This is a genomic window from Nonomuraea solani (assembly GCF_900108335.1).
Classification (GTDB): Bacteria; Actinomycetota; Actinomycetes; order Streptosporangiales; family Streptosporangiaceae; genus Nonomuraea; species Nonomuraea solani.
The window spans coordinates 220,674-247,372 of record NZ_FNVT01000018.1 but is presented as its reverse complement, the minus strand read 5'-3'; the positions used below and the strand labels follow the sequence as shown (position 1 = coordinate 247,372).

Below are 26,699 nucleotides of genomic sequence, written 5' to 3'. Positions count from 1 at the left end.
CACTCATGCCCGTCTTAGGAGAACGACATAGTGAAGCGCATCGGCATCATCGGAGTCGGCGAGATCGGCAGGGCTCTCACGGAGGGCCTGTGCGAAGGGGGCGGCGAGCCGCCGCAGGTGTTCCTGTCGCCGAGGGGCGCCCGCACGGCCGCCGAGCTGGCCGGGCGCTACGAGAACGTGCGGGTGTGCGCGCACAACCAGGAGGTCGTGGACCGCTCCGAGGTGGTGATCATCGCCGTACGCCGCCCGGACCGGCACGAAGCGCTCGCCGGTCTGCGGGTGGACGGCGGCAAGGTGGTGGTCAACGTGATGGCCGGCGTCGCCAACGACGACCTGCGCGAGACCCTGGGCACCGAAGCCCCGCTGGTACGGGCCATCCCCCTGCCGCCTGTGCGCGAACGGCGGTCCGTCACGGTGACGTACCCGTCGCACCCGGTGGTGGACGCGCTGTTCGAGGGCCTGGGCGGGGCGCTTCCGGTCGCGGACGAGGCGGCCTTCAACGTGCTCTCCGCGCTGACGGGGACGCTGACCACCCACTACGCCTACCTCGCCGCGCTCACGTCGTGGGCCGCCGGCCACGGCATCGCCGCCGATGACGCGGACACCTACGTGCGTGGCCTCTTCCAGGGCGTCGGCCGCTCCCTGAGCGACGAGACCCGCACCCTGCGGCAGCTCGCGGCCGACCACGAGACCCCGAACGGAAGCAACGAGCGCATCCGCACCACCTGGTTCGACGCCGCCAACTCCGAAGCCCTCGGCAAGGCCCTCGACGACCTGCTCGCCGACCTGACGTAGCCACGCCGTCGAAGAGGCCGCCCCTTCTGACGTGCGGGCGGGGCCACGGATGGTCGCCGGAGTTGTTAGGGTCATGATCATGGATCCCGAGGTAAAGCTCCCCGCAAGTGTGAATCCGAATGTTCCAAGCATCGCCCGCGTCTATGACTATTGGCTGGGCGGAAAGGACAATTTCGCGGCCGACCGGGAGATGGGCGACCGGGTGAAGGCCGTCGTGCCCGAGATGCCGGTGATGGCGTATCACAACCGGTTGTTCCTCCGCCGGGTGGTGCGCTACCTGGCCGGTGAAGCGGGCATTGAGCGGTTCCTGGACTTGGGCGCGGGGTTGCCGACGATGGAGAACGTGCACGAGGTGGCGCAGAAGATCAATCCGGCCGCCGACGTCGTCTATGTCGACAACGACCCGGTGGCGCTGTCGCACGCGCGGGCGCTGCTGGCCACGACCGGCCACACGCACGTGGTGGACGGCGATCTGCGCCGGCCGGAGCCGGTCCTGGCGGAGGCGGACTCCCTGATCGGCCTCGACCGCCCCATCGCGGTGCTGATGCTGGCGATGCTGCACTTCATGCAGGACGACGACGCCCACCGGATCGTGCGCACGGTGATGGACGCGATGCCGGCGGGGTCATACCTGGTGATCAGCCACATCGGCGACTCCCCGGAGCTTCGGAAGGCGGCGAGCTTCTACCGGGCCTCGGGGACGGAGGCGGTGCTCCGCTCGCCCGAGCAGATCGCCAAATTCTTCGACGGGCTGGAACTGGTGCCCCCGGGCGTGGTGCCGCTGCCCGAGTGGCATCCGGACGAGTCGGTTCCGGAGCTGGACCGCATGATGGGGATGGCCGCGATCTGCGGGGTGGGCATAAAGCGCTGACCTGCTGAGAAGTCCGCATCATCCGGATAACGATTCGACCTTGGGCTCCAGGTTGTCGGCTCTTTCCGGCATGATCCCCTGCCATGAAGAAAGCGATCGTATTAACGGCGGCCTTCGCCGCGCTGACGGTGGCCGCGGCGCCCGTACAGGCGGCGCCCAAGGACCCGGTCGGCGCGCTGAAAGCGAAGATGGTCCCGGGGCACGGCGTGCGGTTCACCGGCAGCGTCAGGTGGACGGACGGCACCAGCGATCAGGGAGCCCGGGACATCAAGGGCGTCTTCCAGTTCGGCGGGAAGGGGGTCGCCGCCTACGACATCACGATGAAGGACGGCGACGAACAAGAGCGCGTCATCGCCATCGGTGAGACCGCCTACTACTCGGGCGACCTGGTCGGCAGCCGGCTGCCCGACGGCAAGACCTGGTACAAGCGCCAGAGCCGCGGCATGCCCGACTCGTGGTCGCAGTTCATCAACCCGGCCGAGCCCAAGACCCTGGCCAGGCTGCTCGAGCTCGGAAAGACCAAGGGCGACACCGTCTCCGGCTCGATCACCCTGAAGGAGCTCAAGGCGGTCTCGGCCTGGGTCTCCGCCGCGAAGTTCAAGAGGGAGTTCGACGGCCTGAAGATCTCCTACACCCTCACCCTGTCCTCTTCGGGCCTGGTCAGCAGGGTGACGTCCGCGTACACGAAGCCAGATTCCGGGACCGACTACACCAGCACCGTGGAGAGCGGTTATACGGGGTGGGGGAGCAAGGTGTCCGTCAAGGCGCCGGCACCTTCCACGGTGAGCTCCAAACTCCGCTGACAACCCGGGTGGAACGCGATGGAACTCCTAAGAGGTGGGGAGAGCCCACCATCGAGAGGAGTTCCGTCCATGCGCGGTTCACGGGGAAAACTTGCGGGGATGGCCATCGCCATCGCGGTCATGGCCACCACGGGCGCACCGGCCTCGGCCGCGGCGCCGGTCTGGAACCAGGGATGGGCGTGGGGTGACGGCGGCGGCGGGCAGCTCGGCAACGGCGGGCATTCCCTGTCCCAGGTGCCGGCACAGATAGCCGGCGACACACCGATCCTGCGCGACATCGCCACGGGCAGGAGCCACACCATAGCCCTCGACGTCGGCGGAACCGTGTGGGCCTGGGGCAGCAACAGCGTCGGCCAGCTGGGCGTCAGCGGCCTGCCGGAGGCCCTGGAACCCGTCAAGGTGGCTAACCTCCCGGAGATCGTGCAGGTCGCCGCGAACAAGAACTCCAGCCTGGCGCTCGACGTCACCGGCCACGTCTGGGGCTGGGGAGCGAACGACTCCGGCCAGCTCGGCAACGGGACCTTCCAGAACGGCGTCGTCAGCCCGGCGCCGGCGCAGGTGGACGAGGTCTCCAAGATCGCCGCCGGTGATGACCACACCCTGGCCGTCCGTGACGGCCGGGTGCTGGCCTGGGGCGCCAACGGCAGCGGCCAACTGGGCATCGGCACCCCGACGGCGCCCAGCGCGCTACCGCAGGAGGCGAAGCTCCCCGCCGGACTGGAGGTCGTCGACATCGCCGCCGGCCTGTCCCACAGCCTGGCGCTCGGCGCGCCCGATCCCGGGCGGACGGTGTGGGCGTGGGGCGGCAACCAGGCCGGCCAGCTCGGCGACGGCACCTTCACCTCGCAGGCGAAACCGGTGCCGATCAAGGTCGCCGGGGAGACGGCGAACGTCATCGACATAGCCGCCGGTGACGAGCACAGCCTGGCCGTCACCGGCGACACCGGCTACGCCTGGGGACGCAACAACCTGGGACAGCTCGGCACCGGGGACTTCACCCCGCCGGTACCCGAGGCCAAGCGGGTGCAGCACCTCACGAGGGCCGTCGAGATCGCCGGCGGCGGCCGGTTCAGCATGGCCCGCGACGACGACGGCAAGGTGTGGACCTGGGGCCTCAACCACGAAGGACAACTGGGCGACGGCACCTTCACCCTCTCCGCCACGCCGCACGTGGTCCTCACGAACATCGTCAAGGTGGCCACCTCCTCCAACTCCCGCCACGCCACGGCGATCGAAAAGGCTCCCTGACCGCGATGGACGCGTGAGCGAAGCGCTGCGATGCTTGTCGAATGCGGGGGTTCGTCGACCGGATGGAGCTCGAGAACCGCTGCCGGCTGCCGGGCGGGATCGGCGTGGCGCCGAGCCGGGAGCAGTCGCTGGCCCTGATCCCCGGCCTGCTGGCCGAAGGGGAGTGGGAGAGCGCCGTCGTGCTCGCCTTCGACGGGCTCGGCTACGACCACGCGGCCGCGACGCTCGCCCCGGATCGGCTGACGGCCCTGACGACGACGTTCCCCAGCACGTCGGTGACCGCCTGGGCCACCGTGCTGACCGGGGCCACGGTCGAGGAGCACGGCCTGGCGGGCGTCCGCTTCCGCGCGATGGAGGAGGACCGGCTGGTCGACTGCTTCGCCGAAGGGCCGGCGCCCGGCGCGCTGGGGGAGACCGTCTTCGAGCGGCTCTCCGCGCGTGGCGTGCGCTGTTCGGTCAACCCGGGCGAGATGGCGACCTGGCCCGCCTGGTGGCGGTCGGCGGTCACCCGGGGCGCGACCCCGCTGCCGCCGTTCACGGACTGGGAGAAGATCAGATACACCCCCGAGGCCATCGTCAGGGCGGTGGTGGAGGAGGTCGAGGCCGGGCTCGCGCGGCGCGGGCCGGGCCGTTCGCTGGTGTGGTCGTGGATCAACGTGGACGACTGCGTGCACCGTTCCGGCCCCTCCGCCGAGCTGGACGAGGCATTGCGGCGGATCGGGCGGTTCGCCCGGCGGCTCGCCGCCGAAGGGCACACGGTGCTGGCCCTTTCCGATCATGGAGCCGTGCCGAGCCGGTGCTCGCCCGCGCTGGCCGCGGGCTTCGCGGCGGTGACCGGGCCCGGCCTGTGCGCGCTGCCGCCCGGGGGAGCGGGACGGGTGCGCTGGTGCTATCCGAGACCCGGCCGCGCGGCCGAGGTCGCCGCCCGGCTGGCCGGTCTGCTCGGCCCTGACGCCCTGGTGGTGACGCCCGACGAGTTGGCCGGGATGGGGTTGCTGACCATGGAGGGGACGATGCCGCGCGCGCTGGGGGAGGTCGTCTGTCTCGCGGTGGGGGCCGGCTTCCCCGTGCCCGATCCCGAGGTGGCCTTCGAGCATGGTTCGGTGACGGCCCAGGAGATGATCGTGCCGCTGGCGGCGTGGGAGGCGTCATAGCATGGCGGCGGCCGGGACCGTCGGGCGGCTGCTGCGTGAGGCGGGAGCGGGCCCGGTGGTCTGGGTGGCCTCCGGCGACGTCGCCGCCTGGTCGGCGGGGCTGGCCGCCGAGGGGTTCCAGATGGTCGCGGCCCCTGATGGCGCCGACGTGGTCGTGGTGGCGGACACGTCCTGGAACGATGCCCCGCTCTTCCGGCGGCGCCGGTTCCTGCTGTCCTTGCACGACCGTCTGAGCCCGGCGGCCCTGCTGGCCCTCGTCCCTGCCGGCTGGGAGCGGCCGGCGGGGGAGTGCGGTTATGAGGTGATCGCCATCGCCGACGGGTGCGTGCTGGCCCGGGTCGTGGCGGCGGTCGCGCCTGACCAGGCGGGGGAGGCGTACGAAGGCGAGGGATCATTGGACCTGCGCTGGTCGCCGGACGAGGTGGACTGGCTCCGGCCGGATCCGCGCGGCGTGTGGCACGAGGTGACGGCGGTCGCCGAGACGGCCCGTGCGTACGCGCTACACGACCCGTACGGCGGCCACCGGGGCGCGGCCGTCCTGTCGCGGCACCTCGGCTGCCCGATCGACCCCGGCCACGTGACGTTCGGCGCGGGGGTCGCCTCACTGCTGCGCGACCTGGTGGCGCTGGCCGACGGGGGGACGGTGCTGGTGGGGCGGTACGGCTTCGCCGACGTGCCCGGCTGGGTGACCCAGGCGAGGTCGCCGGTCCGGGTGTTCGATGAGTCCGCGGCATGGTGCGAGGCGATCCGGCGGGCCCGGCCGTCGCTGGTGATCGCCGACCGGCCGACCCAGCGGGGAGTCGTCCACCCGGTCGATCAGGCGCTGGCGGAGGCGTCGCGGCTCGGCGCGGTCGTCGTCATCGACGAGGCGAACGCCAACTACCTGGATCCCGCGCAGAGCGCGGCCTGGCTGACCGCCCGCCACGACAACCTGGTCGTGGTCCGCGGCCTGTCCAAGGGCTACTGCCAGGGCGGGCTGCGAGTGGGGTACGCCATCGCCTCGGCCGCGCTGTCCCGCCGGGTCCGGGCGGCCGTCCCGGCGCTCCAGACGAGCGAGCTCGCCCTCCAGGTGGCCCTGCGGATGCTCGCGCTGCCCGACCCGCTGGCCGGGCTCCGCGCCAGGATCGCCGAGATGCGGCCCCGCACGGAACGGGCCCTGACCGCCTTCGGACTCCAGCCCGACCCAGGCCACCCGGCGCTGCCCTGGCTCACCGCCCCCGCGACCGCCCTCGACCGGCTGGCCGAAAGGGGTGTGCTGGCGAAACGGCTGCGGGCCGCGGACCGGTCCGCGCCGGATCTGGCGAAGATCGCGGTGCCGCTCTCGGACGAACGGGCGGCGATGCTGACCGACGCGCTGACCGACGCGCCGACCGATCGGGCGGCCGGCCCGGCCGACGCGCTCACCGATCGGGCGAAGACCCCATGATTCACATCGCCGACAGCATCGAGGACCTCACCGCCGCCGACCTGGCGCACTGGACGGCCACGGCGGACGCGGCCCGCGCGCCGGCCTTCTACCACCCCGGCTTCCTGCGGGCCTACGAGCGGGCGCCGCTCGCCCCGACCGACGCCTTCCACTACCTCTTCCTGCCCGGCGCCGTGCTCCCCGCCTACCTGCAGGGCACCGACGACGCGGCCGGCGACGTGTCCGGCCTCGGCCTGGCCGGAGACGCGCCGGGCGCCCGCATCCTGCTCACCCACGTGACCCACTGCTACGACACCGTGCTGCCCGCGTACGACATCGGGACGAGCCTGAAACCCGCCTGCCGGGCGCTCGCCGAACTGGCCGCGCGGCACCGGGCGCGATGGTTCGCCTTCCTGGACGTGGACGCCGCGAGCCCGCTGGCGCGGCACATGACGGCCGGCGGTTTCGAGCCGATCCCGATGGAGACCCGTTACCGCCTCGACCTGAGCCCGTACCGCGACCTCGGCGACCTGATCGCGAGCCATCCCCGCCGCTCCTACGCCGGACGCTGGCTGCGCCGGATCCGCGCACGGACGGAACGCGGCGACATCGAGACGACCGTGCTGCGCCCGCCGTTCGAGCCCGCCCGGATCGCCGAGGCGGTCGAGCTGTGCCGGCGCACCACCGCCCGCCACGGAACGCCGGGCTACTATCCCGAGCACCTGCACGCCTTCGTCCGGGAGGCCGGGCCGGGCGTGCGCGTCGTGGAGACCCGGATCGACGGCCGGCTCGCCACGGCGGTGATCTGCCTGACCGACGCCGGACGCTTCCACCTGTGGGCCGGCGGCACCGACGAGTTCCCGGCCGGGCAGGGGATCAGCCGGTACACGCTGCTCGTGTCCAGCGTGCTGGGCCCCGCGCTGGACGCCGGGGCGCGGTGCCTGGAGGCCGGTCGCGGGAACGGCGGCGTGAAGGAGCACTTCCGGATGGAGCCGGTCCGCCTGGCCGGTTTCGTGGGCACCCGGTGAGCGATGCCGGGCGCCTGGCGCCGGCCGCCCTGCTCTCCTGCACGGCGCTGTCCGCGCTCGGCGACTACCTGGCGGTCACCGCGCTCGCCCTGTACGTCCAGCAGACCAGCGGCTCGCCCATCACGGTGTCGGCGCTGATGCTGGCCGGGCTGCTGCCCCTGGTGCTCTTCGCGCCGCTCGCGGGGGCGGCCCTCGACTGGTTCGAGGCCAGAAGGCTGGTGGCCGCGACGCTCGCCGCCCAGGCGGTGCTGGCGACGGGCCTGGCCTTCGCCCAGCAGCTCTGGCAGATCCTCGTCCTGGTCTTCCTGCTGGGGACGGCCGGCGCGGTCACCCAGAACGGGCTGCTCGCCCTGCTTCCCGGCCTCGCCCCGGCCGGCCGCCTGGCCAAGGTCAACGGCTGGTTCGAGGCGGGCCGGGCGGCCGGTGTCACGCTCGGCCCGCCTCTGGGCGGAATCGTGGCGACCGCCTGGGGGCCGCAGGCCGCGCTGCTCGCCGACGCCGCGACGTTCGCCGCACTGTGCGCGGCCCTCCGCCTGGTGCCGTCCCGCCCACCGGCCGTGACGAAGCGCGCCGGACGTTCGGGACGGGACCTGACGGCGGGGATCTCCCACCTCGTCCGCCACCCCCGGCTACGGCTGGCGCTCGCCGTCACGACCGGCGTGACCTTCTTCCTGGCCGGCGTGAACGTCGCCGAACTCTTCTTCGCCACCGACACGCTGCGCGCCGGGGGAGCGGGTTACGGACTGCTGGTCGGGATGTGGGGCCTCGGCATGGTGGCGGGCGCCCTCGCCGTGGGGCGGTGGCCGCCCTCCGGCTCGCCCGCGCTGATGAGGCTGCTCGCGGCCGCCGGGATCGTCGCGGGGGTGTCCGTCGGCGTGTGCGGGGCCATCGCGCTCTTTCCCGTCGCGGTGGCGGGCTGGGCGCTCGCCGGCGTCGCCAACGGGGTCCTCAACGTCACCCTGCGCACGCTGCTCCACGAGAACGTCCCGGTGGAGCTGCACGGACGGGTCTTCGCCGCGCAGTACGCCTGCTACAACGCCGCCAAGATCGCCGCGATGGTGACGGCCGGTCCGGTCGTCGTGCTGCTGCGGCCGGCGGGCGCCGTCGTCGCCATCGGAGCCTGTACGGCGCTCGTCGGCGTGGCGGGCGTGCTCATGAACGCGATCCGAACGCCACGAGAATGATTATTGACTGCCCGCCGAAGTGCGTAGAGGCTGAGGCTGTTGCGCGCAGAAACTTCGCGATCTCCACTCCCGTGAAGGAGGCGAAGTGCGAGCACTTGAGGCCGTCCTGGGGGTTCACGAGGCCTTCCCCGTCGCCGGCTGCGAGGACCTGGTCGCCTCGCTGTGCGGGATGGATCGTTACCAGGCGTCCGACGGCATAGCCAAGGCGGCCGACCTCGTCGCGTCCGCCGCCGAACGAGCCGGCCTGAGCGAGGTCGGGATCCGCCGCCATCCGGCCGACGGGACGGCCCGCTGGTGGACGTTCCGGGCGCCGGCCGCGTGGACTCCGGTCAAGGCGACGCTCGACCTGCTCGAACCCGGCGGTGTCCGGCGGATGGCCGAGCACCCGGCCGAGCCGTACGCGCTGGCCACCTACTCGGCCGCGGCCCACGCGCACGACGTGCCGCTGGTCGAGGCCACCCGGGGTCCGGTGCCGCCCGGCGCCCTGGTCCTGCTGCCCTCCGGGCACGACCTCCCGCTCGGCCCGGTCGTGGCGGAGCTTCAGCGTACGCAGGCCGGCGGCCTGGTCACCGACATCCCGGCCGAGCGCTGGCGCGGCGAACCCGTCCGCGGCCGTCTCGAACTCGCCCGGGACTCCCGCCTGTACGGCTTCAGCGTCCCGCCCGCGACGATGGCCGAACTGCTGCGGGCCGCCCGCGACGGCGTCACGGCCTCCGTCACCGTCGAGGTCACCAGGAACGCCGAGATGCCGGTCGTCGAGGCCGTCCTGCCCGGCGACGGACCGGGGGAGACGCTGCTGCTGGCCCACCTGTGCCACCCCGCCCCCGGCGCCAACGACAACGCCTCGGGCGTGGCCGCCCTTGTCGGCATCGCGACGGCGCTCGCCAAGCTGCCACGCGGGCAGGGCTCGGTCAGGTTCGTGTGGGGGCCGGAGTTCGCCGGCACGGCGGCCCACCTGCACGGCAGGCGCGGCGCGCCGCCCGCGTACGTGATCAACCTGGACATGGTGGGCGAGGACCAGGCGGTCTGCGGCTGCCCGCTGACCATCGAGGGCGGCCCCGCGCACGTGCCGAGCCCGCTGCCCGCGCTGGCCGCCGACTTCGCGAAGCTGCTGCCGGCCCAGGCGTCCTCCTACGCCGGGGCCGTCCCGCTGCGCGGGTGGGCGTGGGCGGAGGTGCCGTTCTCCGGCGCCTCGGACCACGCGCTCTTCGCCGACCCGGCGACCGCCTGCCCGTCGCTCGCCTTGGGACACTGGCCCGACCCCTACCGGCACACCTCGCTCGACACGCCCGACAAGGTGTCGGGGGAGGAACTGCGGCGCGCCGGTACGATCGCCGGCGCCATGGCCCTGTTCCTGCGCGGGCCGGGCGACCGGGCGTACCTGCGGTCGGCGCTCACCGACTGGGCGCTCGGGCGGATGCTCGCCATCCGCGGCCTCGCCCGCCGGGCCGAGCCCAGGCCCGGAGTGTTCGACCCCTTCGACCCGCGCCATCTCGGCGGATTCCTGCGGCACCAGGCCGAGTTCGCCGCCGCGGCACTGCCGCAGGACGCGGGGCTGGCGAAGAACCTGATCGCCCACGCCGAGGCACTCGCCGCCGCCCCGGCCGAGCGCGCGCCGTCGCACCGGCGGCTGCGCAACCGCTGGCCGGGGCCCTTCAACTTCGAGGGCCTGCTCGACGCCGCCACCGGCGCCGACCGGGCCTGGCTCACCGAGCAGGACGAGCGCGATCCCGCCGCCTACAGCAGGACCGTCGCGCTCGCCCTCGCCCTGGCCACCGGCGCCGACCTGGGGTCGGCCGTCGTCCAGGCCGCCTACTCGACCTGGCTGCCCATCGACCCCGGCTTCGCGGCGCGCCTGCTGGACGCGCTCGAAGCAGCCGACTGGCCCGGCACACCGACCGCCGACCGATCTCCCTCGTCCGAAGAAAGGAGGTGAACGCCATGCCCGCCACGGCGATCGTGAAGACGCAGACCACCGTCACGACGTCGCTGGGACAGATCTTCGCCCAGCTGGCAGCCAAGCGGGAGACGGACTTGATCCGCTTCCGTACCTGCTGCGCGGACCCGCGCGCCAGTCGATGAGCTGAGGCTCGTCGGAAGGGGTGCGGCCGTGCGACGGCCGAGCGGCCGTGCCCCACCCACCAGACGAATCCCCGACACCGGAGGATGGCCGTGGCCGTTGACTTCCAACTGATCGACCGGGTCGGCACGACGACCCCCCTCGCCGCTCGCCCAGGAGCCACCATCGCCCAGGTGCTGATGGAGAACTTCATCCCGCCCCTGTCCGTCACCGTCACAGGTTCCGGCGACGTCCCGCTCCCGGACGGCGAGCACGTACAGGACGGGCAGAGCTACCGCGCCAGGCTCATCGAGGGCTACGACCTGGGCGCGATCCGCCGCCTCTACACCGAGTACCCCGGCGGTGGCGGGCACGCCTACCTCAAACGCCGGCTGGTCTTCACCGACGACGGCAACCTCACCCTGGAGCAGGCGCCCTTCACGATGCCGGACCTCGCGCGGCACGTCGAGGACACCGTACGGCAGACGATCGAGCGCTTCCGGCTCGTCAAGCCCGGCGAGCCGATGGTCCTCGGCCTGTCGGGAGGCGTGGACAGCGGATCGCTGATGCTCGCCCTCGGCGCCCTGATGGAGAGCGGCCTGCCGATCGACCTGATCGCCGCGACGTTCGAGGACTTCGACAGCACCTACTCCGACACCTTCGACCGGGCGCACGAGCTGGCCGAGCGGTTCGGGGTGCGGCACGAGCTCATCCCCGCCGACCTGGTCAGGTCCATCTTCCATCTCGACCGGCCGCTCCGCGACGTCCTGCCGGCGCTGATGGAGACGGAGGACTCGCACCAGACCATGTACGTCGACCACCACACGACCCGCAGGACCCTGGAGGTCTTCGCGGCCGAGCAGGGCGCCCGCACCATCGCGCTCGGCCTGCACACGACCGACCTCCTCGCGGGCCTGGTCAACGCCCAGGCGACGGGCTACCGGCTCGGCGGCATCCCGCAGCGGGCCGTGGGCGACTTCTCCTACGTCTTCCCGCTGGCGTTCATACCGAAGAAGGAGCTGGACCTCTACTACCTGCACGCGACCGGCGGGATCCCGCCGCAGAGCCCGCCGAACCCGTGGGAGTTCAACCCGCTCGACCGCAACTTCCACTACTACTTCGCCGACTTCATGCAGAGCTTCTGGCCCGGCGTCGAACACTGGATGTTCACCGGAGCCGCGCTCGCCGCCGGCGGGGAGGAGGCGAAGAAGTCCTTCGTCACCTGCGGAAACTGCAAGGGATCGCTCGACCCGCAGGGCCGCGACTGGACGCCGGGGGCCTTCTGCGACGTGTGCAGCATCCTGGCCCGCTACGACTACGTCGAGGGCCTCTGATCAGCGGGCGACGTAGCCGCCGTCGACCGGAAGGGCGACGCCGACGACGAAGCTCGCGCCCGGGCTGCACAGCCACAGAACGGCCTGGGCGATCTCCTCGGCGGTCCCGAGCCGGTTGATGGGCTGGTTCGCCTCGGCCTCGGCGCGGTCGAGCTCCCCCTTGGCGATCATGTCGCCGACCATGGGGGTGTCGATGGTGCCGGGGCAGACGGCGTTGACGCGGATGCCGCGCGGCGCGTACTCGAGGGCGGCGCTGGTGGTCAGGCCGATGACGCCGTGTTTGGAGGCGTGGTAGGAGGCCCGCCCCGGGATGCCGACCAGGCCGCCGAGGGAGGAGCAGTTGACGATGGCGCCGCTGCCCTGTGCGCGCATGTGCCGCAGCTCGTGCTTCATGCAGGCCCAGACGCCGCGCAGGTTGACGGCGTTGACGCGGTCGAACCGTTCGGCGGGCTCGTCGGCGGCGTCGCTGGGCGGGATCTGGACGCCGGCGTTGTTGTAGGCCAGGTCGAGGCGGCCGAAGGTCTCGACGGTGCGGTCGACGGCGGCGGCGACCTGGTCCTCGTCGCCGACGTCGCACGGGAGGGCGAGGACGCGGTGGCCCGCGCCGGTGAGGTCCTTCGCGGCGGTGTTCAGGGCCTCCGCGTCGATGTCGGTGAGGGCGACGGCGGCCCCGGACTCGGCGAAGGCGCGGGCGGTGGCCAGGCCCATGCCGGAGCTCGCTCCGGTCACGAAGGCGACCTGGCCGTTGAAGTCGTATACAGGGTTCACAGAAGGGCCTCGATGGTGATGGGAAGGTCGCGGACGCGGCGGCCGGTGGCGTGGAAGACGGCGTTGGCGATGGCCGGCGCCACACCGACGATCACCACCTCGCCCAGGCCCTTGACGCCGATGGGGTCGGCGGTGCGGTCGTCGCCGTCCAGGTAGATGGCGTTGACGTCGGGGACGTCGGCGTTGACGGGGACGAGGTAGTCGGCCAGGTTCGCGTTGACGACGCGGCCGTCGCGCGGGTCGGTGACGGTGTGTTCCAGCAGGGCCATGCCGATGCCGCCGACCATGCCGCCGATCGCCTGACTCTCCGCGAGTTTGGGGTTGATGATGCGGCCGGCGTCGTACACGCCGAACACACGCCTGATCCGTACCAGGCCGAGGCGTTCGTCCACGGCGACCTGGGCGAACACCGCGCCGTAGGCGTGCGTGGAGAAGCGTTCCACCTCGTCGCCGGGGGTGTAGCCGCCGCGTGTTTCCAGGCTGGGGCGGTTGTTGCGGGTCAGCAACTCCCGGTAGGTCTCACCTCGGCCGTCGCGCAGCTCCAGGCGCCCGTTCCGTACGACGACGTCGTCGGCGGCGGCGCCGTGCAGCGGCGAGCCGGAGTCCTCGACGGCGATCCGGACGGCCTCCCGGCGCAGCTTGTCGCAGGTGTCCTGGACGGCGGAGCCGACGCTGGCCATCGTCATCGAACCGCCGTGCGGCGGCGACAGCGGCATGGTCGAGTCGCCGAGCTGGAACCGCACCGCGGCCACCGGCAGGCCGAGGGCGTCGGCGGCGACCTGGGTCATGGACGTGTAGGTGCCCGGGCCCATGTCGGAGGTCGCGCACTGGACGATCGCGGTGCCGTCGGCGGCGAGCCTGGCCAGCGCCTGGGCCGGGGCGCGCTGCGTGTGGTAGGTGGCCACGGCGACGCCGGTGCCGACCAGCCAGTTCCCGTCGCGCGCCGAGCGGGGCCTCGGGTCGCGGTCGTCCCAGCCGACGGTACGGGAGCCGACCCGGAAGCACTCGCGCAGCCGCCGGGTCGAGAACGGCACGCCGGTGCCCGGATCGCGCTCGGGTTCGTTGCGCAGGCGCAGCTCGATCGGGTCGACGCCGAGGTCGTAGGCCAGTTCGTCCATCGCGCACTCGATGGCGTACGCGGCGGTGGCCGCCCCCGGGCCGCGCATGTAGGTGGGGGTGTTGATGTCCAGCGGGATCGACCGGTAGGTCTGGCGGACGTTGGGCGTGGCGTACACCATCTGCCCCTGAACGGTCAGCGCCTCCCGATAGTCCTCGTACGTGGAGGTCTCGGCGCGGATGTCGTGCACGGCCGCGGTGAGCCGGCCGCGCCGGTCGGCGCCGAGGGTGAGCTTGTACTCGGTGACCGGGCGAAAGCCCGTACCGGTGTACATCTGCTTGCGGGTCAGCACCACCTTCACCGGGCGGCGTACCAGGCGGGCGGCCAGCGCGGCGACGGTGACGTGCGGCCAGGCCCGCAGGCCGCTGCCGAACGCGCCGCCGACGAACGGCGAGATCACCCGGACCGAAGCCTCCGGGACGCCGAACACGGACGCGAGGTCGGCCCGGGTGTTGAGGACGATCTGCGTCTTGTCCCACAAGGTGAGCCGGTCGCCGTCCCAGCGGGCGATGGTGGCGTGCGTCTCCATCGGGTTGTGGTGCTCCCGCTGGAGCCGGTACGTCCGCTCCAGCCGGGTGTGCGCCTGCCGCAGCGCCTGGTCGACGTCGCCCCGCTGGTAGTTCTCCGCCTCGTTGGGGTTTCCCGCGGGGGCGGACATATCGGTCGCGGGCCGCTCACCGGCGTAGGTGACCTTCACCAGGCTTGCCGCGTGCTGGGCGACCTCCAGGGTTTCGGCGACCACGACCGCGACCGGCTGGCCGAAGAACCGCACCCGGTCGTCCTGGAAGACCCGGAGGCGTTCCCCCTTCGCGGGGTCGGGTATGCCGCGGAAGGGCCGGTAGGGCAGTTTCGGGGCGTTCAGATGGCTGATCACCTTCAGCACGCCGGGCAGCGCGGTGGCGGCCCGGGCGTCGATCCCGGTGATCCGGCCCTTCCCGGCGGTGCTGGTGACGATCACGCCGTGGACGGCCCCGGGAACCTCGTGCTCGGCCGCGTACGTGGCCTGGCCGGTCACCTTCAGCCGCCCGTCCACCCGGGACAGCGGCGCACCCGTCGCGGGACGTGTCATCGCGAGCCTCCCACCGTGCGCAGTTGACGTTCGACGGTGCGCTTGAGCAGCTCCGTCTTGAAGGCGTTGTGCCGCAGCGGCCGGGCGCCGTCGGCGGCGGCCGACGCGGCCTCGGTCCACAGTCGCTCGGACGGCCGGGCGCCCACCAGCCGCCGCTCCACCGCGGTCAGCCGCCACGGCACCGTCGCCACCCCACCGGCGGCGACCCGGGCGGCGCGGATGACGCCGCCGGTGATGTGCAGCACGACGGCCGCGGACGTCAGCGCGAACTCGTACGACTGCCGGTCGCGGACCTTGAGATACCCCGATCGCAGGGGCTGCGGGTGCGGCGGGATCTCCACGGCGGTGATCAGCTCGCCCGGCCGCAGGTCGTGCTCGCGGTCGGGCGTGTCACCCGGCCGCAGCAGGAACGCGGTCAGCGCGACACCGCGCTCCCCGTCCGGGCCCAGCAGGTGCACGGTCGCGTCCAGCGCCGCCAGCGCCACGGCCAGATCGGACGGATGAGTCGCCACACAGGCGTCCGACGTGCCCAGGACCGCGTGCGAGCGGTTGAAGCCCTCCAGCGCGGCGCACCCCGAACCGCGTTGCCGCTTGTTGCAGGCGGCGGTGACGTCGCGGAAGTACGTGCAGCGGGTGCGCTGCAGCAGGTTGCCACCGATGGTGGCCATGTTGCGCAACTGCGCCGACGCGCTCAGCTCCAGCGCCTGCGCCACCACCGGGTACGCGCTCCGTACCCGTGCGTGCGCCGCGACGTCGGACATGCGGGCCAGCGCGCCGATCCGCAGCCTGTCACCCGTGACCCGCACGTCGTCCAGGGGCAGGCCGCTGATGTCGACCAGCGTGCCGGGGCGTTCCACCGTCTCGCGCATCAGGTCGACCAGCGTCGTGCCACCGGCGATGTAGCGTCCGCCGCGGGCCCCGGCGGCGAGCGCGGCGCCGGTGTCGGCGGGTTTGGTGTAGGCGAAGGGGTACATGTCACCGCCCTCCCTTGCGCGCGGCCTGCGCGACCGCGTTGACGATCTTGACGTAGCAACCGCAGCGGCAGATGTTGCCGCTCATCCACTCCCGGATCTCCTCCCGGGAGCCGGTGTGGCCCTCGCGGATGCAGCCGACGCCGGACATGATCTGCCCGGGGGTGCAGTAGCCGCACTGAAAGGCGTCCTGTTCGATGAACGCCTGCTGCAACGGGTGCAGCTCGCCGCCGTCCGATGCCAGGCCCTCGATCGTGGTGACCTCGGCGTCCTGGCAGCGCACCGCCAGCGTCAGGCACGCGTTGACCCGGCGGCCGTCCACCAGGACCGTGCACGCGCCGCACGCGCCCTGGTCGCAGCCCTTCTTGGTGCCCGGCAGGTCGAGCCGCTCCCGCAGCAGGTCGAGCAGCGACGTGCGGTTGTCGACGGTCAGCTGGTGCCGCCGCCCGTTCACCGTCACCGACAACGTGCTGCTGTGACCGTCGGGCGCCACGGCCCGCCCTGTGGTGGCCGGCCCTGTCGTGACCGGCTCTGTGGTGACCGCTGGAAGGGCGACGACCGCGGACGTGGACAGAAAGGCTCGCCGGGACCACCCCGGCTCTTCGTAGGACATGAACCCTCGCTTCTGGAAGAGGTCAAGGCTGGAGAAGCACCTTGATCGCGCGGCGCTCGTCCATGGCCCGGTATCCCTCGGCCGCCTGGTCCAGCGGCAGGGTCAGGTCGAAGACCTGGCCGGGGTCGATCTCCCGGTCGCAGATCAGCCGGATCAGCTCCGGCAGGTACTGGCGAACGGGCGCGGGGCCGCCGTGCAGGTGCACGAGCGAGAAGAACAGCTCGTCGCCCGGCAGCGCGACGTCGTGCGCGACACCGACGAAACCGACATGCCCGCCGGGGCGGGTGGCGCGGATCGCCTGCGTCATGGACTCCTGGGTGCCGACCGCCTCGATGACGCTGTGCGCGCCGAGCCCGCCGGTCAGCTCCTTGATCCTTTCCACGCCTTCGTCGCCGCGCTCGGTGACGATGTCGGTGGCACCGAACCGCCGGGCGAGCTCCTGCCGGGGCGCGTGCCGGCTCATCGCGATGATCCGCTCCGCGCCGAGCCGCCTGGCGGCCAGGACTCCGCACAGGCCGACCGCGCCGTCACCGACGACGGCGACGGTCTTGCCCGGCCCCGCCTCTGCGGCGACGGCGCCGAACCAGCCGGTGCCCAGCACGTCGGAGGCGGCCAGCAGGCTCGGGACCAGGTCCGCGTCCGGCATGCCGGGGGTCGCGACGAGCGTCCCGTCGGCCAGCGGCACCCGAGCGAGCTGGGACTGCGTCCCGATCGTGCCCATGAGGACGCGGTCGGCGCATCCGCTCTGGTAGCCCGCCCGGCACAGCTCGCAGGTGTTGTCGGTGGCCCAGAACGAGCCGACCACGAACTGGCCCGGCCTGATGGTGGTGACCTGGCCGCCGACCTCCTCGACGACGCCGACGTACTCGTGGCCCATCGGGACCGGCCCGTCGAGCTTCTCCGCGCCGCGGTAGGGCCACAGGTCGGATCCGCAGACGCAGGTGGCCGACAGGCGGATGATCGCGTCGGTGGGCTCGATGATCGCCGGATCCGGGCGCTGCTCGACGCGGACGTCACCCGGGGCATATAGCACTGCTCCACGCACGGTGGATCACCCCATTGTTGCTCAATGTAATCTAATGTAACTTATTGTGTGCGATGTCAGATTTGCGGTGTACCGTCACTCCAGGAAATCGGGTGCGACCCGCCCGTGGGAGGGCGCGTTCATCGGGGGGAGAGGCTCTACCCCCTATGCCGTCCCGGCCGCTTCGTACAGTGAAGACGTGCACGACAACCGAGACGACATCCGCGGCTTCCTCGCCAGCCGGCGCGCCAGGATCACCCCGCAGCAGGCCGGGCTGGCCCCCGGCGGGCGCCGCCGGGTGCCCGGCCTGCGCCGCGAGGAGGTCGCCGTCCTGGCCGGGGTGAGCACCGAGTGGTACACCCGTCTCGAAAAAGGGCACATCAGCGGGGTCTCCGATGACGTACTGAACGCCGTCGCCCAAGCCCTCCAGCTCGACGACGCCGAACGGGCTCACCTGTTCGACCTGGCCCGCGCCGCCGGCGCCCGTCCTCGCCCCCGCCGGCTCGCCCGCAAGGTCCGTCCAGGGCTGCAGCGGATGCTGGACGCCATGACCGACGCCCCGGCGATCATCCGGAACGGCCGCATGGACATCGTGGCCGCCAACCGCCTCGGCCGTGCCATGTACTGGCCGGTCTTCCAGATGGCGCACTCCGGCCCGGCCAACATCGCGCGCTTCCAGTTCCTCGACCCGGCCGGGCCCGATTTCTACCCGAACTGGGACATCGCCGCCGACATTACCGTCGCCCTGCTGCGTACCGAGGCCGGGCGCGATCCGTATAACCAGGACCTCACCCACCTGATCGGCGAACTGTCCACCCGCAGCGCCGACTTCCGCGCCCGGTGGGCCCAGCACAACGTGCGCCTGCACCACGCCGGCACCAAGACCTTCCACCACCCGGCCATCGGCGACCTCACCCTCGACTACGAGTCCATGGACCTGCACGCCGACCCCGGCCTGAACCTCACCGTCTACACCGCCGCCCCCGACACCCCCTCGCACGACGCCCTGCGCCTGCTCGCGAGCTGGGCCGCGACCCTCGACGCCGCCTCCCGCTGAAGGACCCGCCTTGCCACGCAACGCCCTGCTCATCGGTCCGCTGCTTCTCGCCCTCATGGGCTGCGCCACGACCGAGCCGTCGTCCCCGGCGCGTCAGGTCGTACGGTTCGCGGCGGGCGACACCTCCGTCGACGTCACCATCGGGCCTGACAACCCCACGAACCGGGACTTTCTCTCGATGCTCCCGCTCACCCTCACCTTCGAGGAGTTCAGCGGCCGCGAGAAGATCGGCTACCTCTCCCGGAAGCTGAACACCACCGGCTCACCGGGATCCGACCCGGAAGACGGCGACCTCATCTACTTCGTGCCCTGGGGCAATCTCGGCTTCTACTACAACACCGCCGGCATCGGCTACTCCGACCAGGTGATCCACATCGGCACCTACAAGGCCACCGCCGAGCAACTGTCGCGGCTCGAAAAGGGCGACGTCACCGTCACCCTGGTCGAATGAGGTCAGCGCCGCGGGTCGATGTGGAACTTGGGGCCAGGCCCGGCGTCCGGCGGGCGATGCCCGCCCAGGATCTGTACGGTCTCGGCCAGGCCCATCGTGGCGGCCACCAGCGGGCGGGCGTCGACCGAGCCGTCCGCGTAGGCGGAGATGGCGCCGGCCAGGCCGGCCGAGCCGCCCAGGATGCCGACCGCGGTGACGTCCTTCAGCACCAGGTCACGACTGTCCAGCGTGGACGGGGTGCCGGCCAGGCCGATGTAGACCACCCGCCCGGCGGGCTCGACGAGGTCGAGCGCGAGGGAGGGCAGATGGGGGGCGTTGGAGGCGTCCACGACGGCGTCCCACCGCAGGCCGGGCAGCGCCGGCCGGTCCCAGAGGCCCGCGAAGCCGAACGTCCTGGCCAGGCGCAGGTCTTCCAGGTCGCGGCCCAGCAGGTGGACCTCGACCCCTTCGGCCTGGGCGAACAGCGCCACCAGCAGGCCGATCGTGCCGGTGCCCAGCACCAGCAGCCGCCCACCGGACCCGAGCCGGGTGGCGCGGACGGCCCGTAGCGCGTTGCCGCCGGGTTCGACCAGCGCGCCCATCGTGGAGTCCACGGAGCCGGGCAAGGCGTGCAGCGCGGTCACCGGCACGGCGATCCGCTCGGCGAGCGCCCCGGCACGGCCACGGCTGATGCCGATCTCCGCGGAGTCGCCGCACACGTGGTGCCGGCCCGCGCGGCAGCGGTCGCAGTGGCCGCAACCGAGCATGGTGTCGGCGGTGACCCGGCGGCCCAGCCATTGCGCCGGTACGCCGTCGCCGAGCGTGGTGACCCGTCCGCACCATTCGTGGCCGGGGCGCACCGGGTACCAGGAGCGGCCGGTGCGCAGGTAGCTCATCCCACCGGTGAACAGCTCCGCGTCGGTGCCGCACACGCCTGCCCGCTCGACGTCCACGACCACCTCGCCGGGCGCGGCGACGGGCGGCTCCACCTCCTGGACCTCGGCCTTGCCGGGGCCGGTCAGAACCAGGGCGCGCATCTACCGGCCACCTCGATCATGTTCCGGACGTTAGACCATCGTCTCTAGAAACGAAAGCCGCCCTCCGGGCTCTGGGCGGCCTGCGTGAGCCGCGATATCCGGACGTGGCGGTCGCCTTCGGGTGACGCGCGGCGAACCGTTCGATCTCCCCGCCGTACCCGCTCGGCCTCCTGCTCGTCACGGGCCAGGGAGATCATCTCGTGTACGGCGGCCTCGCCGAGCAGCGAGCGCTCCACGGAGGGCACGACCACGCTCACGGCCGCCCTCTTCGGCCCGAACCCGACAACATCGCCGTCAGCGGCTTCTCCGGCGCCGGGCCGGACCCGCAGGGGCTCGTCGCGCCCATGACCAAGAAGGACAACGGCCTGGTCAACCCGCCCGGCCTGCCACGACGGGAGTCGTGAGCCCGCGGGGGGTGGTATCCAAGAGGACGACCCCCGCACGGCACGAAAGGCACGACACCATGGTGAACCGCGACGCCACCGTACTCGACGACCCGGTGGGCGAATCGCTCCGTGGTCACCACGCGCACCTCGCGCGCCGGCTCGGCAGGGCGGCCACCTACCAGCCGGAGGTCGCGACCTTCTCCTCGGTGTCGGCCGATCCGGATCCGGAGGAGTGGGCCGACCTCGCCCGGCTGCTCGGCCGCGGTGAGTTCGCCGACATGTTCAGCAACACAGCGACACCGCCGCCGGACTGGGAGCCGGTCTTCGTCCTCGACGGCCGCCAACTGGTCTGGTCCGGTCACCCGCCTGCCGGAACCATCGCCGATGTGGTCGAACTGGGCGCGGACAGCGTGCCCGAAATGCTCGACCTCGTCGCGCGGACCCGGCCGGGGCCGTTCTGGCCGCGTACGCACCGGCTCGGCACCTATCTCGGCATCCGCGACAAGGGCGCGCTGGTCGCGATGGCGGGGGAGCGGCTCCGGCCACCGGGGTGGGCGGAGATCAGCGCCGTCTGCACCGCCCCCGAGGCGCGCGGGCGCGGACACGCCGCTCGCCTGGTCGGTGCGCTCGCCGAGCGGATCGTGGCGCGCGGCGAGCGTCCGTTCATGCACGTCGCCGAGGCGAACACCGGCGCGATCGCCCTCTACGAGCGGCTCGGCTTCGAGACCCGCAAGCGCGTGACCTTCCGGGGATTCCGCACACCCCACTAAACCTACTAAACAAGTAGGTCTTGACGGTTTTAGGGCGGGCGTGTTGAGCTGAGATCGCTGACCGACATCAGAAAGGCCTCGGCACATGCCTGTGGAGTTCCTCGGGATCGGCGGGTCCAATGACGGCTCGGAGATCTCTCCGCGCTCCGGCCCCTCCTTCGACAAGCAGTACACGCTGCGGCTCGCGCGCGCCCACCAGGAGTACGGCTGGGATCGGGTGCTGTTCGCCTACGGCTCGGGCTCGCCGGACCCGGCGCAACTGGCCGCCTACGTGGCGTCCAGGGTCGAGGACCTGCAGATCCTGCTGGCGCACCGGCCGAACGTCTCCTATCCCACGTACGCGCTCAAGACCTTCGCCACCCTCGACCAGATCAGCGACGGGCGGCTCACGGTGCACTTCATCACCGGCGGCAGCGACCACGAGCAGGGCAGGGAGGGCGACCTGCTGACCAAGGACGAGCGCTACTCCAGGACCAGGGAGTACATCCAGATCGTCAAGAAGGGCTGGACGTCGAGAGAGCCGTTCGACCACGAGGGCGAGCACTACGCGTTCAAGGATTTCGTCTCGGACGTGTTCCCGGCGCAGCGGCCGCGACCGGGGGTGTCCTTCGGCGGCTCGTCGGAGGCCGCCTACGCGGCGGGCGGCGCGGAGGCCGACATCTACTGCCTGTGGGGGGAGCCACTGGCCGAGACGGCGCAGCAGATCGCCTCGGTCAAGGAGGCGGCGGCGCGGGCGGGGCGCGCCGACGTGCCCCGATTCCAGGTGGCGTTCCGGCCGATCATCGCCCCGACCGAGGACCTGGCCTGGGACAAGGCGCGGCGCATCCTCGGCGACCTGCACCGGGTGAAGCAGAACCGGCACCGGTTGTCCGGCCCGCCGCAGAACGCCGGCTCGCAGCGGCTGCTCGCGGTCGCGGCCAAGGGCGAGCTGCACGACCGGGCCTTGTGGACGCCGACCGCCGCCGCCACCGGGGGAGGGGGCAACTCGACGGCGCTGGTCGGCACCCCCGAGACCGTCGCCGAGGCGCTGCTGGACTATTACGACCTGGGCGTCGAGATCCTCTCGGCCCGGGGCTACGCCATCCTCGACGACGCCATCGACTTCGGGCGGCATGTGATCCCGCTGGTCCGCGCGGGGGTCGCCGAACGGGACAGGCGGGCGGCGCTGAGCCGGGTCGCGCCCTGACCGGTGCTGAGCCGGGTCGCGCCGTGACCGGGCACGTCCTGGACGATCCGGCACGTGCCTAGCTCCTCGGCGCGCATGCCCACCTCGCGGAACGGCGCGGCCGCGCCCTGCGTTATCCCCTCGCCGTCGCGCCGTTCCCGCCGCGTGCCGTCGAACTCGGCATCCGGTCCGGCGGCGCGGTCCTTGAGATGCCGATCATGGGAGCCGCCTGAACGTCAGCGCGTGCTCATGAGGCGCGACCGGGTGCGGGCCGGGGCACCTTCGGGCAGTTCGCCGAGAATATCGGCCAGCGAGACGCCTTCGAGGCTGCGCCGCCACGCGGTATGCGCGTCGGCCATCTTCTCCGCCAGGACGCAGATCCGCCGGCAGTCCTCCGGCGGCAGCGCGCCCTTGCCCTGCTGACGGATCTCGCGGCACTCGTACGGCGAAGCGGCCCCGTCCACCGCCTCGACGATCCGCAGCAGCGTGATCTCCGAAGCCGCCCTGGCGAGCCGGAACCCGCCGCGCGGCCCCGTCGTCGCGGCCAGCACCCCGGCCCTGACCAGCGCCTGCAGTTGTTTGGCCAGGTAGGGAGCCGGCAGGTGGTAATAGTCCGCCAACTGCGCCGCCGACGCGGTGGCTCCCGGTTCGAGCTGGGCCAGCGTCGTGGCGCAGTGCAACAACCATTCGGTACTCCCGGGCAGCTTCACGCCATCACCATATCGCAGACATTGCAGATCTATTTAGTCCGAGATAGGGTCGCCGCACAACGAACGTCATGAAGGAGATTCACCATGCGGATCGCAGTCGCCGGGGCGACCGGCAACATCGGCTCGCTCACCGTGGCCGTGCTCCAGAAGGAGGGGCACGACGTCGTGTCCATCAGCCGCTCGCTCGGCGTGGACCTGACGACGGGGGAGGGGCTGGAGGAGGCCCTGACCGGCGTCGAGACGGTCGTCGACGTCACCAACGGCCCGGCGAGCGATCCGGAGGAGACGGTGGCCTACTTCGGCGGCGCCATGCGCAACCTGCTGGCCGCCGGGCAGCGGGCGGGCGTGCGCCACCATGTGCTGCTGTCGATCGTGGGGCTGAGCCGCGTCGAGGGCAACGCCCACTATGCCGGCAAGCGCGAGCAGGAACGCCTGCTCGCCGCCGGGCCGGTGCCGTGGACGATCGTGCCGGCCACGCAGTTCCACGACTTCGCGGAGATGGTGGCGGGCTGGACCGAGCGGGACGGGGTGGCGGCCATCGCGCCGCTGCTCGTCCAGCCGATCGCGCCGGCCGACGTCGCCGAGATCCTCGCCGAGATCGCGGCGGGCGAGCCGCAGGGCCGCTACGCCGACGTCGCCGGGCCCGATCCGCAGGACCTCGTGGACATGGCGCGCCGCAGTCTCCAGGCGCGGGGGCGGGAGGTGAAGCTGGTGCCGACGTGGTCGTCGGGGGTGTTCGGGCCGTCGATGGCGGGCGACGTGCTGTTGCCGGGGGAGGGCGCCCGCATCGCGCCGACGACGTTCGAGGAGTGGCTGCTCAGTCGCTAGGGGTCCGGGCCGGGATGTCGATGCCGGCCGCCCGCCATCTCGCCTCGACCAGCGCGTTCAGCCGGGCCCAGGCTGGCTTCCGCTCTTCTCCGTGGTGGCTGAGCAGGCTGTAGCGGACGGCGCCGTCGGCGCGGTCCATCAGCGCGGCCGGGATGGGCAGCAGGTCGGGATGGGCGAGATAGTGGTCGGCCAGGGCCGTGGCGAGTTCGCCGATCCGGGGGTCGTCCGGGTCCCACTCGGCGGCACTCCACAGGCGCTTGATCAAGGAGACGTACCGGGGGTCGCCGAGGGCGCGCTCGACCCGGGAGAGGTAGTCGTCGAAACCCTCCGGCACCAGGGCCCTCATCAGCACCAGGCCCTCGCGGGCCATCGTCACGTCGTCCTGGGTGAAGCCGAACTCGGCGGCGGCCTCGTCCAGTTTCGTGAGAACGCGGTCGGGCAGCAGGGCCCGGTCGCCGCCGGCGAGCCGGCGCAGCATGTCACGCCGCGCGATCAGGTCGTCGATCCGATCATTGAGACGCCGTTCGACGTCCACGAGCGCGGTGGCGAACCGGCCGGGATCGGCGTCGACCATCGCCCCGATCTCGGCCAGCGGCACACCGGCGGCGGCCAGCGTCCTGATCTGGACCAGCCGCAGCAGGTCGGCCGATCCGTAGCGCCGGTAGCCGGATTTGTCGCGCCGTGGCTCGTCGATCAGCCCCCGCTTGTGGTAGTGCCGCACGGTCTTCACCGTGACGCCGGCGAAGGCCGCCGCCTGCCCGATCGTGACTCCGCCCGTCATCCGCTCAGCCGACCTCCTGGTCGCGCGCGGTGCCGGCCAGCTCGCGAACCGCGTCCGCGACGGCACGGAAGTCCTTGCGCAGCATGTTGCCGTGGTTGCCGGCGACCGTCGCGCTCACCTTGATGTTCGGGTTGCGGGCGAGCACCGGGCCGAGGGTGGCGCGCATCTCTTCCATCTCCTCCCGGCTGCCTCCGAGGTTGGCGCCCGTGGCGACGACGTACCGGACCGGGTAGGTCACAGCGTCCAGGACCGGGCCGAGGGCCCCGCAGATCTCGACGAGCTCGATGTTGCTCCGGGCATGCTCCTCGACGGACATCTTCGCGCACAAGTGCAGCGGGCGCAGCACCGGAAACAGCCAGCCCCACCGGCGGAACAGCACCCTGATCCGCTCCGGGGTGACGGTGGCGGTCCACCCCCACGGGTAGGCGCCGTCCACGGACACCACCCCCAGGACGCGGCCCGGGTTCCGGCCGGCCCAGTGCAGCGCGACCGGCGCGCCGTAGGACCAGCCGACCAGCAGCGGCCGGTCCACGCCTCTCGCCGCGAGCACGGCGCCGACGTCACGGACGTTCGCCTCGAACGAATAGTCCGCCGAACGCCTCGACCGGCCGCGGGCCCGCATGTCGTACGTGATGTGCCGGAACTCATCGCCGAGCTCGGCGATGACGCGTCGCCAGTACGTCTGAGTGGCGAACTGGCCATTGAGGTAGACCACGCAACGACCGGGCCCGCCGGTGTCGGTCACGGCCAGCGCGGTGTCGTCGACCGGAACCATGCCGGTCCAGGCGGAGTTGGTCACGCATCCAGCCTGCGCCCTGACCCAAGGTCAAGGTCAACCCCTTGGTTCGAATGCGAACGTGATCTACAATGTAAAGGCGGTCGCCAGTGCTTGAGCGGCACGCCAGCAGTCGTGATACGTCGAATAAAGCGGAACCGGCGTCAGCCGCAGGATGTCGGGCTCGCGCGCGTCCGCGATCACACCGTGCTCGACGCGCAACCGCCTGGCCAGGTCGCCCGCGCCGCCGGTGACCCGGACCGAGAGCTGGCAGCCGCGCCTTTCCGGATCGCGCGGGGAGATGTGACCGGTGCCCGCCTCGTCCAGCAGGGATTCCAGGTAGCCGGTCAACCGGATGCTGCGGGCGCGCAGCCGTTCCATGCCGATCTGGTCGAAGAGTTCCAGCGACGTACGGACCGGGCCCATGGCGAAGATCGGCGGATTGGAGATCTGCCACGCCTCCGCCGTGCCGGGGGGAGTGGCGACGGGGCGCATCAGGAAACGGGTGGTCGCCTCGGTGCTCCACCAGCCCTCGAACCGCGGCCGGTCGGTGTCCAGGTGGCGCTCGTGGACGAACACGCCGCCGAGGGCGCCAGGCCCGGAGTTGAGGTACTTGTAGGAGCACCAGGCGGCGAAGTCCGGGCCCCATTCGTGCAGGCGAAGGGGGATATTTCCGGCGGCGTGCGCTAAATCCCACCCCACGGTCGCGCCCGCCGCGTGCCCGGCCGCGGTGATGGCGGGGATGTCCAGCAGTTCGCCGGTGAGGTAGTTGACCCCGCCGAGCAGCACCAGCGCGATCCGGTCGCCGTGCCGCTCGATGTCGGCCAAGGGGTCGGCCGTCCTGATCACCGTTTCGTCCGGGTCGAGGCCGTGGAATCGGGCCTGGCTGCGTACGGCGTAGCTGTCGGAGGGGAACGCGTGCTCTTCGATCAGGATGCGGGTGCGGCCGCCGCCCGGCCGGTAGAAGGAGACCATGAGCAGGTGCAGGTTGACCGTGAGCGAGTTCATCACCACGGTCTCCTGGGGGAGCGCGCCCACGAGCCGGGCGGCCGGTTCGGTGAGCAGCGCGTGATAGGGCAGCCAGGGCCGGTCGGCGTCCAGGTGGCCCTCGACGCCGAGGCGCGCCCAGCCGTCGAGGTCGGCCAGCAGTTCGTCGCGAGTGGCCCTGGGCTGCAGCCCGAGTGAGTTGCCGGCCAGGTAGGCGGTCTCCGGGTAGGCGCCGCCCTCGGCCGGCGGGATCAGGAAGAGGTCGCGGTGCCCGGGGTCCTCCCGGTCCCTGCGTCTGGCGTCGTCCTGCGAGGTCTTCACGAGGGGCGC

General features: G+C 72.2%; 27 protein-coding genes. 17 read left to right on the top strand and 10 right to left on the bottom strand.

From position 1 onward, the window contains the following. Positions 1 to 30 precede the first annotated feature (30 nt). From C4V41_RS44990 to C4V41_RS44945, 11 genes are all read left to right on the top strand, one after another. Positions 31 to 795 (top strand): NAD(P)-binding domain-containing protein, encoded by a 765-nt coding sequence (locus C4V41_RS44990; RefSeq protein ID WP_103962166.1) that lies wholly within the window; start codon positions 31 to 33, stop codon positions 793 to 795. Positions 796 to 874: 79 nt separating this feature from the next. Then, a complete protein-coding gene (locus C4V41_RS44985; RefSeq protein ID WP_160150606.1) occupies positions 875 to 1,666 on the top strand; it encodes an SAM-dependent methyltransferase in 792 nt (263 codons plus the stop codon). An 83-nt stretch (positions 1,667 to 1,749) separates the two neighbouring features. Beyond that, positions 1,750 to 2,469, top strand: a complete 720-nt coding sequence (locus tag C4V41_RS44980; RefSeq protein ID WP_103962164.1) for a hypothetical protein — start codon at positions 1,750 to 1,752, stop codon at positions 2,467 to 2,469. 99 nt (positions 2,470 to 2,568) lie between these two features. After that, entirely contained in the window at positions 2,569 to 3,717 is a 1,149-nt protein-coding gene (locus C4V41_RS44975; protein WP_160150605.1) for an RCC1 domain-containing protein, read from the top strand. Positions 3,718 to 3,758: 41 nt separating this feature from the next. Then, a complete protein-coding gene (locus C4V41_RS44970) occupies positions 3,759 to 4,871 on the top strand; it encodes an alkaline phosphatase family protein (RefSeq protein ID WP_103962162.1) in 1,113 nt (370 codons plus the stop codon). Position 4,872: 1 nt separating this feature from the next. After that, complete coding sequence (locus C4V41_RS44965) at positions 4,873 to 6,297, top strand: aminotransferase class I/II-fold pyridoxal phosphate-dependent enzyme (protein WP_103962161.1); 1,425 nt, start codon at positions 4,873 to 4,875, stop codon at positions 6,295 to 6,297. Continuing rightward, on the top strand, positions 6,294 to 7,304 hold the full coding sequence (locus C4V41_RS44960) for a GNAT family N-acetyltransferase (protein WP_103962160.1): 1,011 nt from the start codon (positions 6,294 to 6,296) through the stop codon (positions 7,302 to 7,304). Before C4V41_RS44965 ends, C4V41_RS44960 begins: the two co-directional genes overlap by 4 nt. Then, positions 7,301 to 8,488: an MFS transporter gene (locus C4V41_RS44955; protein WP_160150604.1), complete on the top strand. Its 1,188-nt coding sequence runs from the start codon at positions 7,301 to 7,303 to the stop codon at positions 8,486 to 8,488. Before C4V41_RS44960 ends, C4V41_RS44955 begins: the two co-directional genes overlap by 4 nt. Positions 8,489 to 8,573: 85 nt before the next feature. After that, positions 8,574 to 10,424, top strand: coding sequence for a DUF4910 domain-containing protein (locus C4V41_RS44950; protein WP_103962158.1), 1,851 nt, complete (start codon positions 8,574 to 8,576; stop codon positions 10,422 to 10,424). Positions 10,425 to 10,429: 5 nt separating this feature from the next. Then, on the top strand, positions 10,430 to 10,570 hold the full coding sequence (locus C4V41_RS62335; protein WP_235030774.1) for a hypothetical protein: 141 nt from the start codon (positions 10,430 to 10,432) through the stop codon (positions 10,568 to 10,570). Between the two features lie 90 nt (positions 10,571 to 10,660). Then, positions 10,661 to 11,881: an asparagine synthase-related protein gene (locus C4V41_RS44945; RefSeq protein WP_160150602.1), complete on the top strand. Its 1,221-nt coding sequence runs from the start codon at positions 10,661 to 10,663 to the stop codon at positions 11,879 to 11,881. Here the strand turns inward: C4V41_RS44945 and C4V41_RS44940 are convergent, their stop codons facing one another. The 5 genes from C4V41_RS44940 to C4V41_RS44920 are packed head-to-tail and all read right to left on the bottom strand — an operon-like array spanning position 11,882 to position 17,464. Continuing rightward, on the bottom strand, positions 11,882 to 12,649 hold the full coding sequence (locus tag C4V41_RS44940) for an SDR family NAD(P)-dependent oxidoreductase (RefSeq protein ID WP_103962156.1): 768 nt from the start codon (positions 12,647 to 12,649) through the stop codon (positions 11,882 to 11,884). After that, positions 12,646 to 14,835, bottom strand: coding sequence for a xanthine dehydrogenase family protein molybdopterin-binding subunit (locus C4V41_RS44935; protein ID WP_103962155.1), 2,190 nt, complete (start codon positions 14,833 to 14,835; stop codon positions 12,646 to 12,648). Before C4V41_RS44935 ends, C4V41_RS44940 begins: the two co-directional genes overlap by 4 nt. Further along, on the bottom strand, positions 14,832 to 15,809 hold the full coding sequence (locus tag C4V41_RS44930; RefSeq protein WP_103962154.1) for an FAD binding domain-containing protein: 978 nt from the start codon (positions 15,807 to 15,809) through the stop codon (positions 14,832 to 14,834). The genes C4V41_RS44935 and C4V41_RS44930 overlap by 4 nt, the downstream gene beginning before the upstream one ends. A 1-nt stretch (position 15,810) precedes the next feature. Next, complete coding sequence (locus tag C4V41_RS44925) at positions 15,811 to 16,419, bottom strand: (2Fe-2S)-binding protein (protein WP_103962153.1); 609 nt, start codon at positions 16,417 to 16,419, stop codon at positions 15,811 to 15,813. Positions 16,420 to 16,441: 22 nt separating this feature from the next. Further along, complete coding sequence (locus C4V41_RS44920; protein WP_103962152.1) at positions 16,442 to 17,464, bottom strand: zinc-dependent alcohol dehydrogenase family protein; 1,023 nt, start codon at positions 17,462 to 17,464, stop codon at positions 16,442 to 16,444. A gap of 178 nt (positions 17,465 to 17,642) precedes the next feature. On the opposite strand from C4V41_RS44920, the gene C4V41_RS44915 reads away from it, so the two are divergent. Next, positions 17,643 to 18,500 (top strand): helix-turn-helix transcriptional regulator, encoded by an 858-nt coding sequence (locus C4V41_RS44915; protein WP_103962151.1) that lies wholly within the window; start codon positions 17,643 to 17,645, stop codon positions 18,498 to 18,500. 10 nt (positions 18,501 to 18,510) lie between these two features. Next, positions 18,511 to 18,951 carry a cyclophilin-like fold protein gene (locus tag C4V41_RS44910; RefSeq protein ID WP_235030773.1) on the top strand — a complete coding sequence of 147 codons (441 nt, stop codon included), beginning with the start codon at positions 18,511 to 18,513 and terminating at the stop codon, positions 18,949 to 18,951. A 2-nt stretch (positions 18,952 to 18,953) separates the two neighbouring features. Here C4V41_RS44910 and C4V41_RS44905 read toward each other — a convergent pair whose 3' ends face one another. After that, on the bottom strand, positions 18,954 to 19,967 hold the full coding sequence (locus C4V41_RS44905; protein WP_103962150.1) for a zinc-dependent alcohol dehydrogenase: 1,014 nt from the start codon (positions 19,965 to 19,967) through the stop codon (positions 18,954 to 18,956). A 200-nt stretch (positions 19,968 to 20,167) separates the two neighbouring features. On the opposite strand from C4V41_RS44905, the gene C4V41_RS44895 reads away from it, so the two are divergent. The 3 genes from C4V41_RS44895 (at position 20,168) to C4V41_RS44885 (ending at position 22,309) form a co-directional block, all read left to right on the top strand. Continuing rightward, positions 20,168 to 20,371, top strand: a complete 204-nt coding sequence (locus C4V41_RS44895) for a hypothetical protein (protein WP_103962148.1) — start codon at positions 20,168 to 20,170, stop codon at positions 20,369 to 20,371. A 59-nt stretch (positions 20,372 to 20,430) separates the two neighbouring features. Then, positions 20,431 to 21,123: a GNAT family N-acetyltransferase gene (locus C4V41_RS44890; protein ID WP_103962147.1), complete on the top strand. Its 693-nt coding sequence runs from the start codon at positions 20,431 to 20,433 to the stop codon at positions 21,121 to 21,123. 85 nt (positions 21,124 to 21,208) lie between these two features. Then, positions 21,209 to 22,309: an LLM class flavin-dependent oxidoreductase gene (locus C4V41_RS44885; RefSeq protein WP_103962146.1), complete on the top strand. Its 1,101-nt coding sequence runs from the start codon at positions 21,209 to 21,211 to the stop codon at positions 22,307 to 22,309. Between the two features lie 215 nt (positions 22,310 to 22,524). Here the strand turns inward: C4V41_RS44885 and C4V41_RS44875 are convergent, their stop codons facing one another. Beyond that, positions 22,525 to 22,998, bottom strand: a complete 474-nt coding sequence (locus C4V41_RS44875) for an RrF2 family transcriptional regulator (RefSeq protein ID WP_103962145.1) — start codon at positions 22,996 to 22,998, stop codon at positions 22,525 to 22,527. A gap of 84 nt (positions 22,999 to 23,082) precedes the next feature. On the opposite strand from C4V41_RS44875, the gene C4V41_RS44870 reads away from it, so the two are divergent. Then, positions 23,083 to 23,826, top strand: coding sequence for an SDR family oxidoreductase (locus tag C4V41_RS44870; RefSeq protein ID WP_103962144.1), 744 nt, complete (start codon positions 23,083 to 23,085; stop codon positions 23,824 to 23,826). On the opposite strand, the gene C4V41_RS44865 is transcribed toward C4V41_RS44870, so the two are convergent. From C4V41_RS44865 to kynU, 3 genes are all read right to left on the bottom strand, one after another. After that, positions 23,816 to 24,607, bottom strand: a complete 792-nt coding sequence (locus tag C4V41_RS44865) for a MerR family transcriptional regulator (RefSeq protein ID WP_103962143.1) — start codon at positions 24,605 to 24,607, stop codon at positions 23,816 to 23,818. The genes C4V41_RS44870 and C4V41_RS44865 overlap by 11 nt on opposite strands. A gap of 4 nt (positions 24,608 to 24,611) precedes the next feature. Further along, positions 24,612 to 25,406, bottom strand: coding sequence for an alpha/beta fold hydrolase (locus tag C4V41_RS44860; protein ID WP_327537508.1), 795 nt, complete (start codon positions 25,404 to 25,406; stop codon positions 24,612 to 24,614). Between the two features lie 63 nt (positions 25,407 to 25,469). Further along, complete coding sequence (kynU, locus tag C4V41_RS44855; RefSeq protein WP_103962142.1) at positions 25,470 to 26,690, bottom strand: kynureninase; 1,221 nt, start codon at positions 26,688 to 26,690, stop codon at positions 25,470 to 25,472. Between the last annotated feature and the right edge of the window lie 9 nt (positions 26,691 to 26,699).

What these genes read in the sequence shown, in the direction of transcription:
- C4V41_RS44985 (WP_160150606.1), top strand. Translation starts at nt 875, where the DNA reads ATGGATCCCGAGGTAAAGCTCCCCGCAAGTGTGAATCCGAATGTTCCA.
- C4V41_RS44980 (WP_103962164.1), top strand. Translation starts at nt 1,750, where the DNA reads ATGAAGAAAGCGATCGTATTAACGGCGGCCTTCGCCGCGCTGACGGTG.
- C4V41_RS44975 (WP_160150605.1), top strand. Translation starts at nt 2,569, where the DNA reads ATGGCCATCGCCATCGCGGTCATGGCCACCACGGGCGCACCGGCCTCG.
- C4V41_RS44970 (WP_103962162.1), top strand. Translation starts at nt 3,759, where the DNA reads ATGCGGGGGTTCGTCGACCGGATGGAGCTCGAGAACCGCTGCCGGCTG.
- C4V41_RS44965 (WP_103962161.1), top strand. Translation starts at nt 4,873, where the DNA reads ATGGCGGCGGCCGGGACCGTCGGGCGGCTGCTGCGTGAGGCGGGAGCG.
- C4V41_RS44960 (WP_103962160.1), top strand. Translation starts at nt 6,294, where the DNA reads ATGATTCACATCGCCGACAGCATCGAGGACCTCACCGCCGCCGACCTG.
- C4V41_RS62335 (WP_235030774.1), top strand. Translation starts at nt 10,430, where the DNA reads ATGCCCGCCACGGCGATCGTGAAGACGCAGACCACCGTCACGACGTCG.
- C4V41_RS44935 (WP_103962155.1), bottom strand. Translation starts at nt 14,835, where the DNA reads ATGACACGTCCCGCGACGGGTGCGCCGCTGTCCCGGGTGGACGGGCGG.
- C4V41_RS44930 (WP_103962154.1), bottom strand. Translation starts at nt 15,809, where the DNA reads ATGTACCCCTTCGCCTACACCAAACCCGCCGACACCGGCGCCGCGCTC.
- C4V41_RS44925 (WP_103962153.1), bottom strand. Translation starts at nt 16,419, where the DNA reads ATGTCCTACGAAGAGCCGGGGTGGTCCCGGCGAGCCTTTCTGTCCACG.
- C4V41_RS44905 (WP_103962150.1), bottom strand. Translation starts at nt 19,967, where the DNA reads ATGCGCGCCCTGGTTCTGACCGGCCCCGGCAAGGCCGAGGTCCAGGAG.
- C4V41_RS44890 (WP_103962147.1), top strand. Translation starts at nt 20,431, where the DNA reads ATGGTGAACCGCGACGCCACCGTACTCGACGACCCGGTGGGCGAATCG.
- C4V41_RS44885 (WP_103962146.1), top strand. Translation starts at nt 21,209, where the DNA reads ATGCCTGTGGAGTTCCTCGGGATCGGCGGGTCCAATGACGGCTCGGAG.
- C4V41_RS44870 (WP_103962144.1), top strand. Translation starts at nt 23,083, where the DNA reads ATGCGGATCGCAGTCGCCGGGGCGACCGGCAACATCGGCTCGCTCACC.
- C4V41_RS44865 (WP_103962143.1), bottom strand. Translation starts at nt 24,607, where the DNA reads ATGACGGGCGGAGTCACGATCGGGCAGGCGGCGGCCTTCGCCGGCGTC.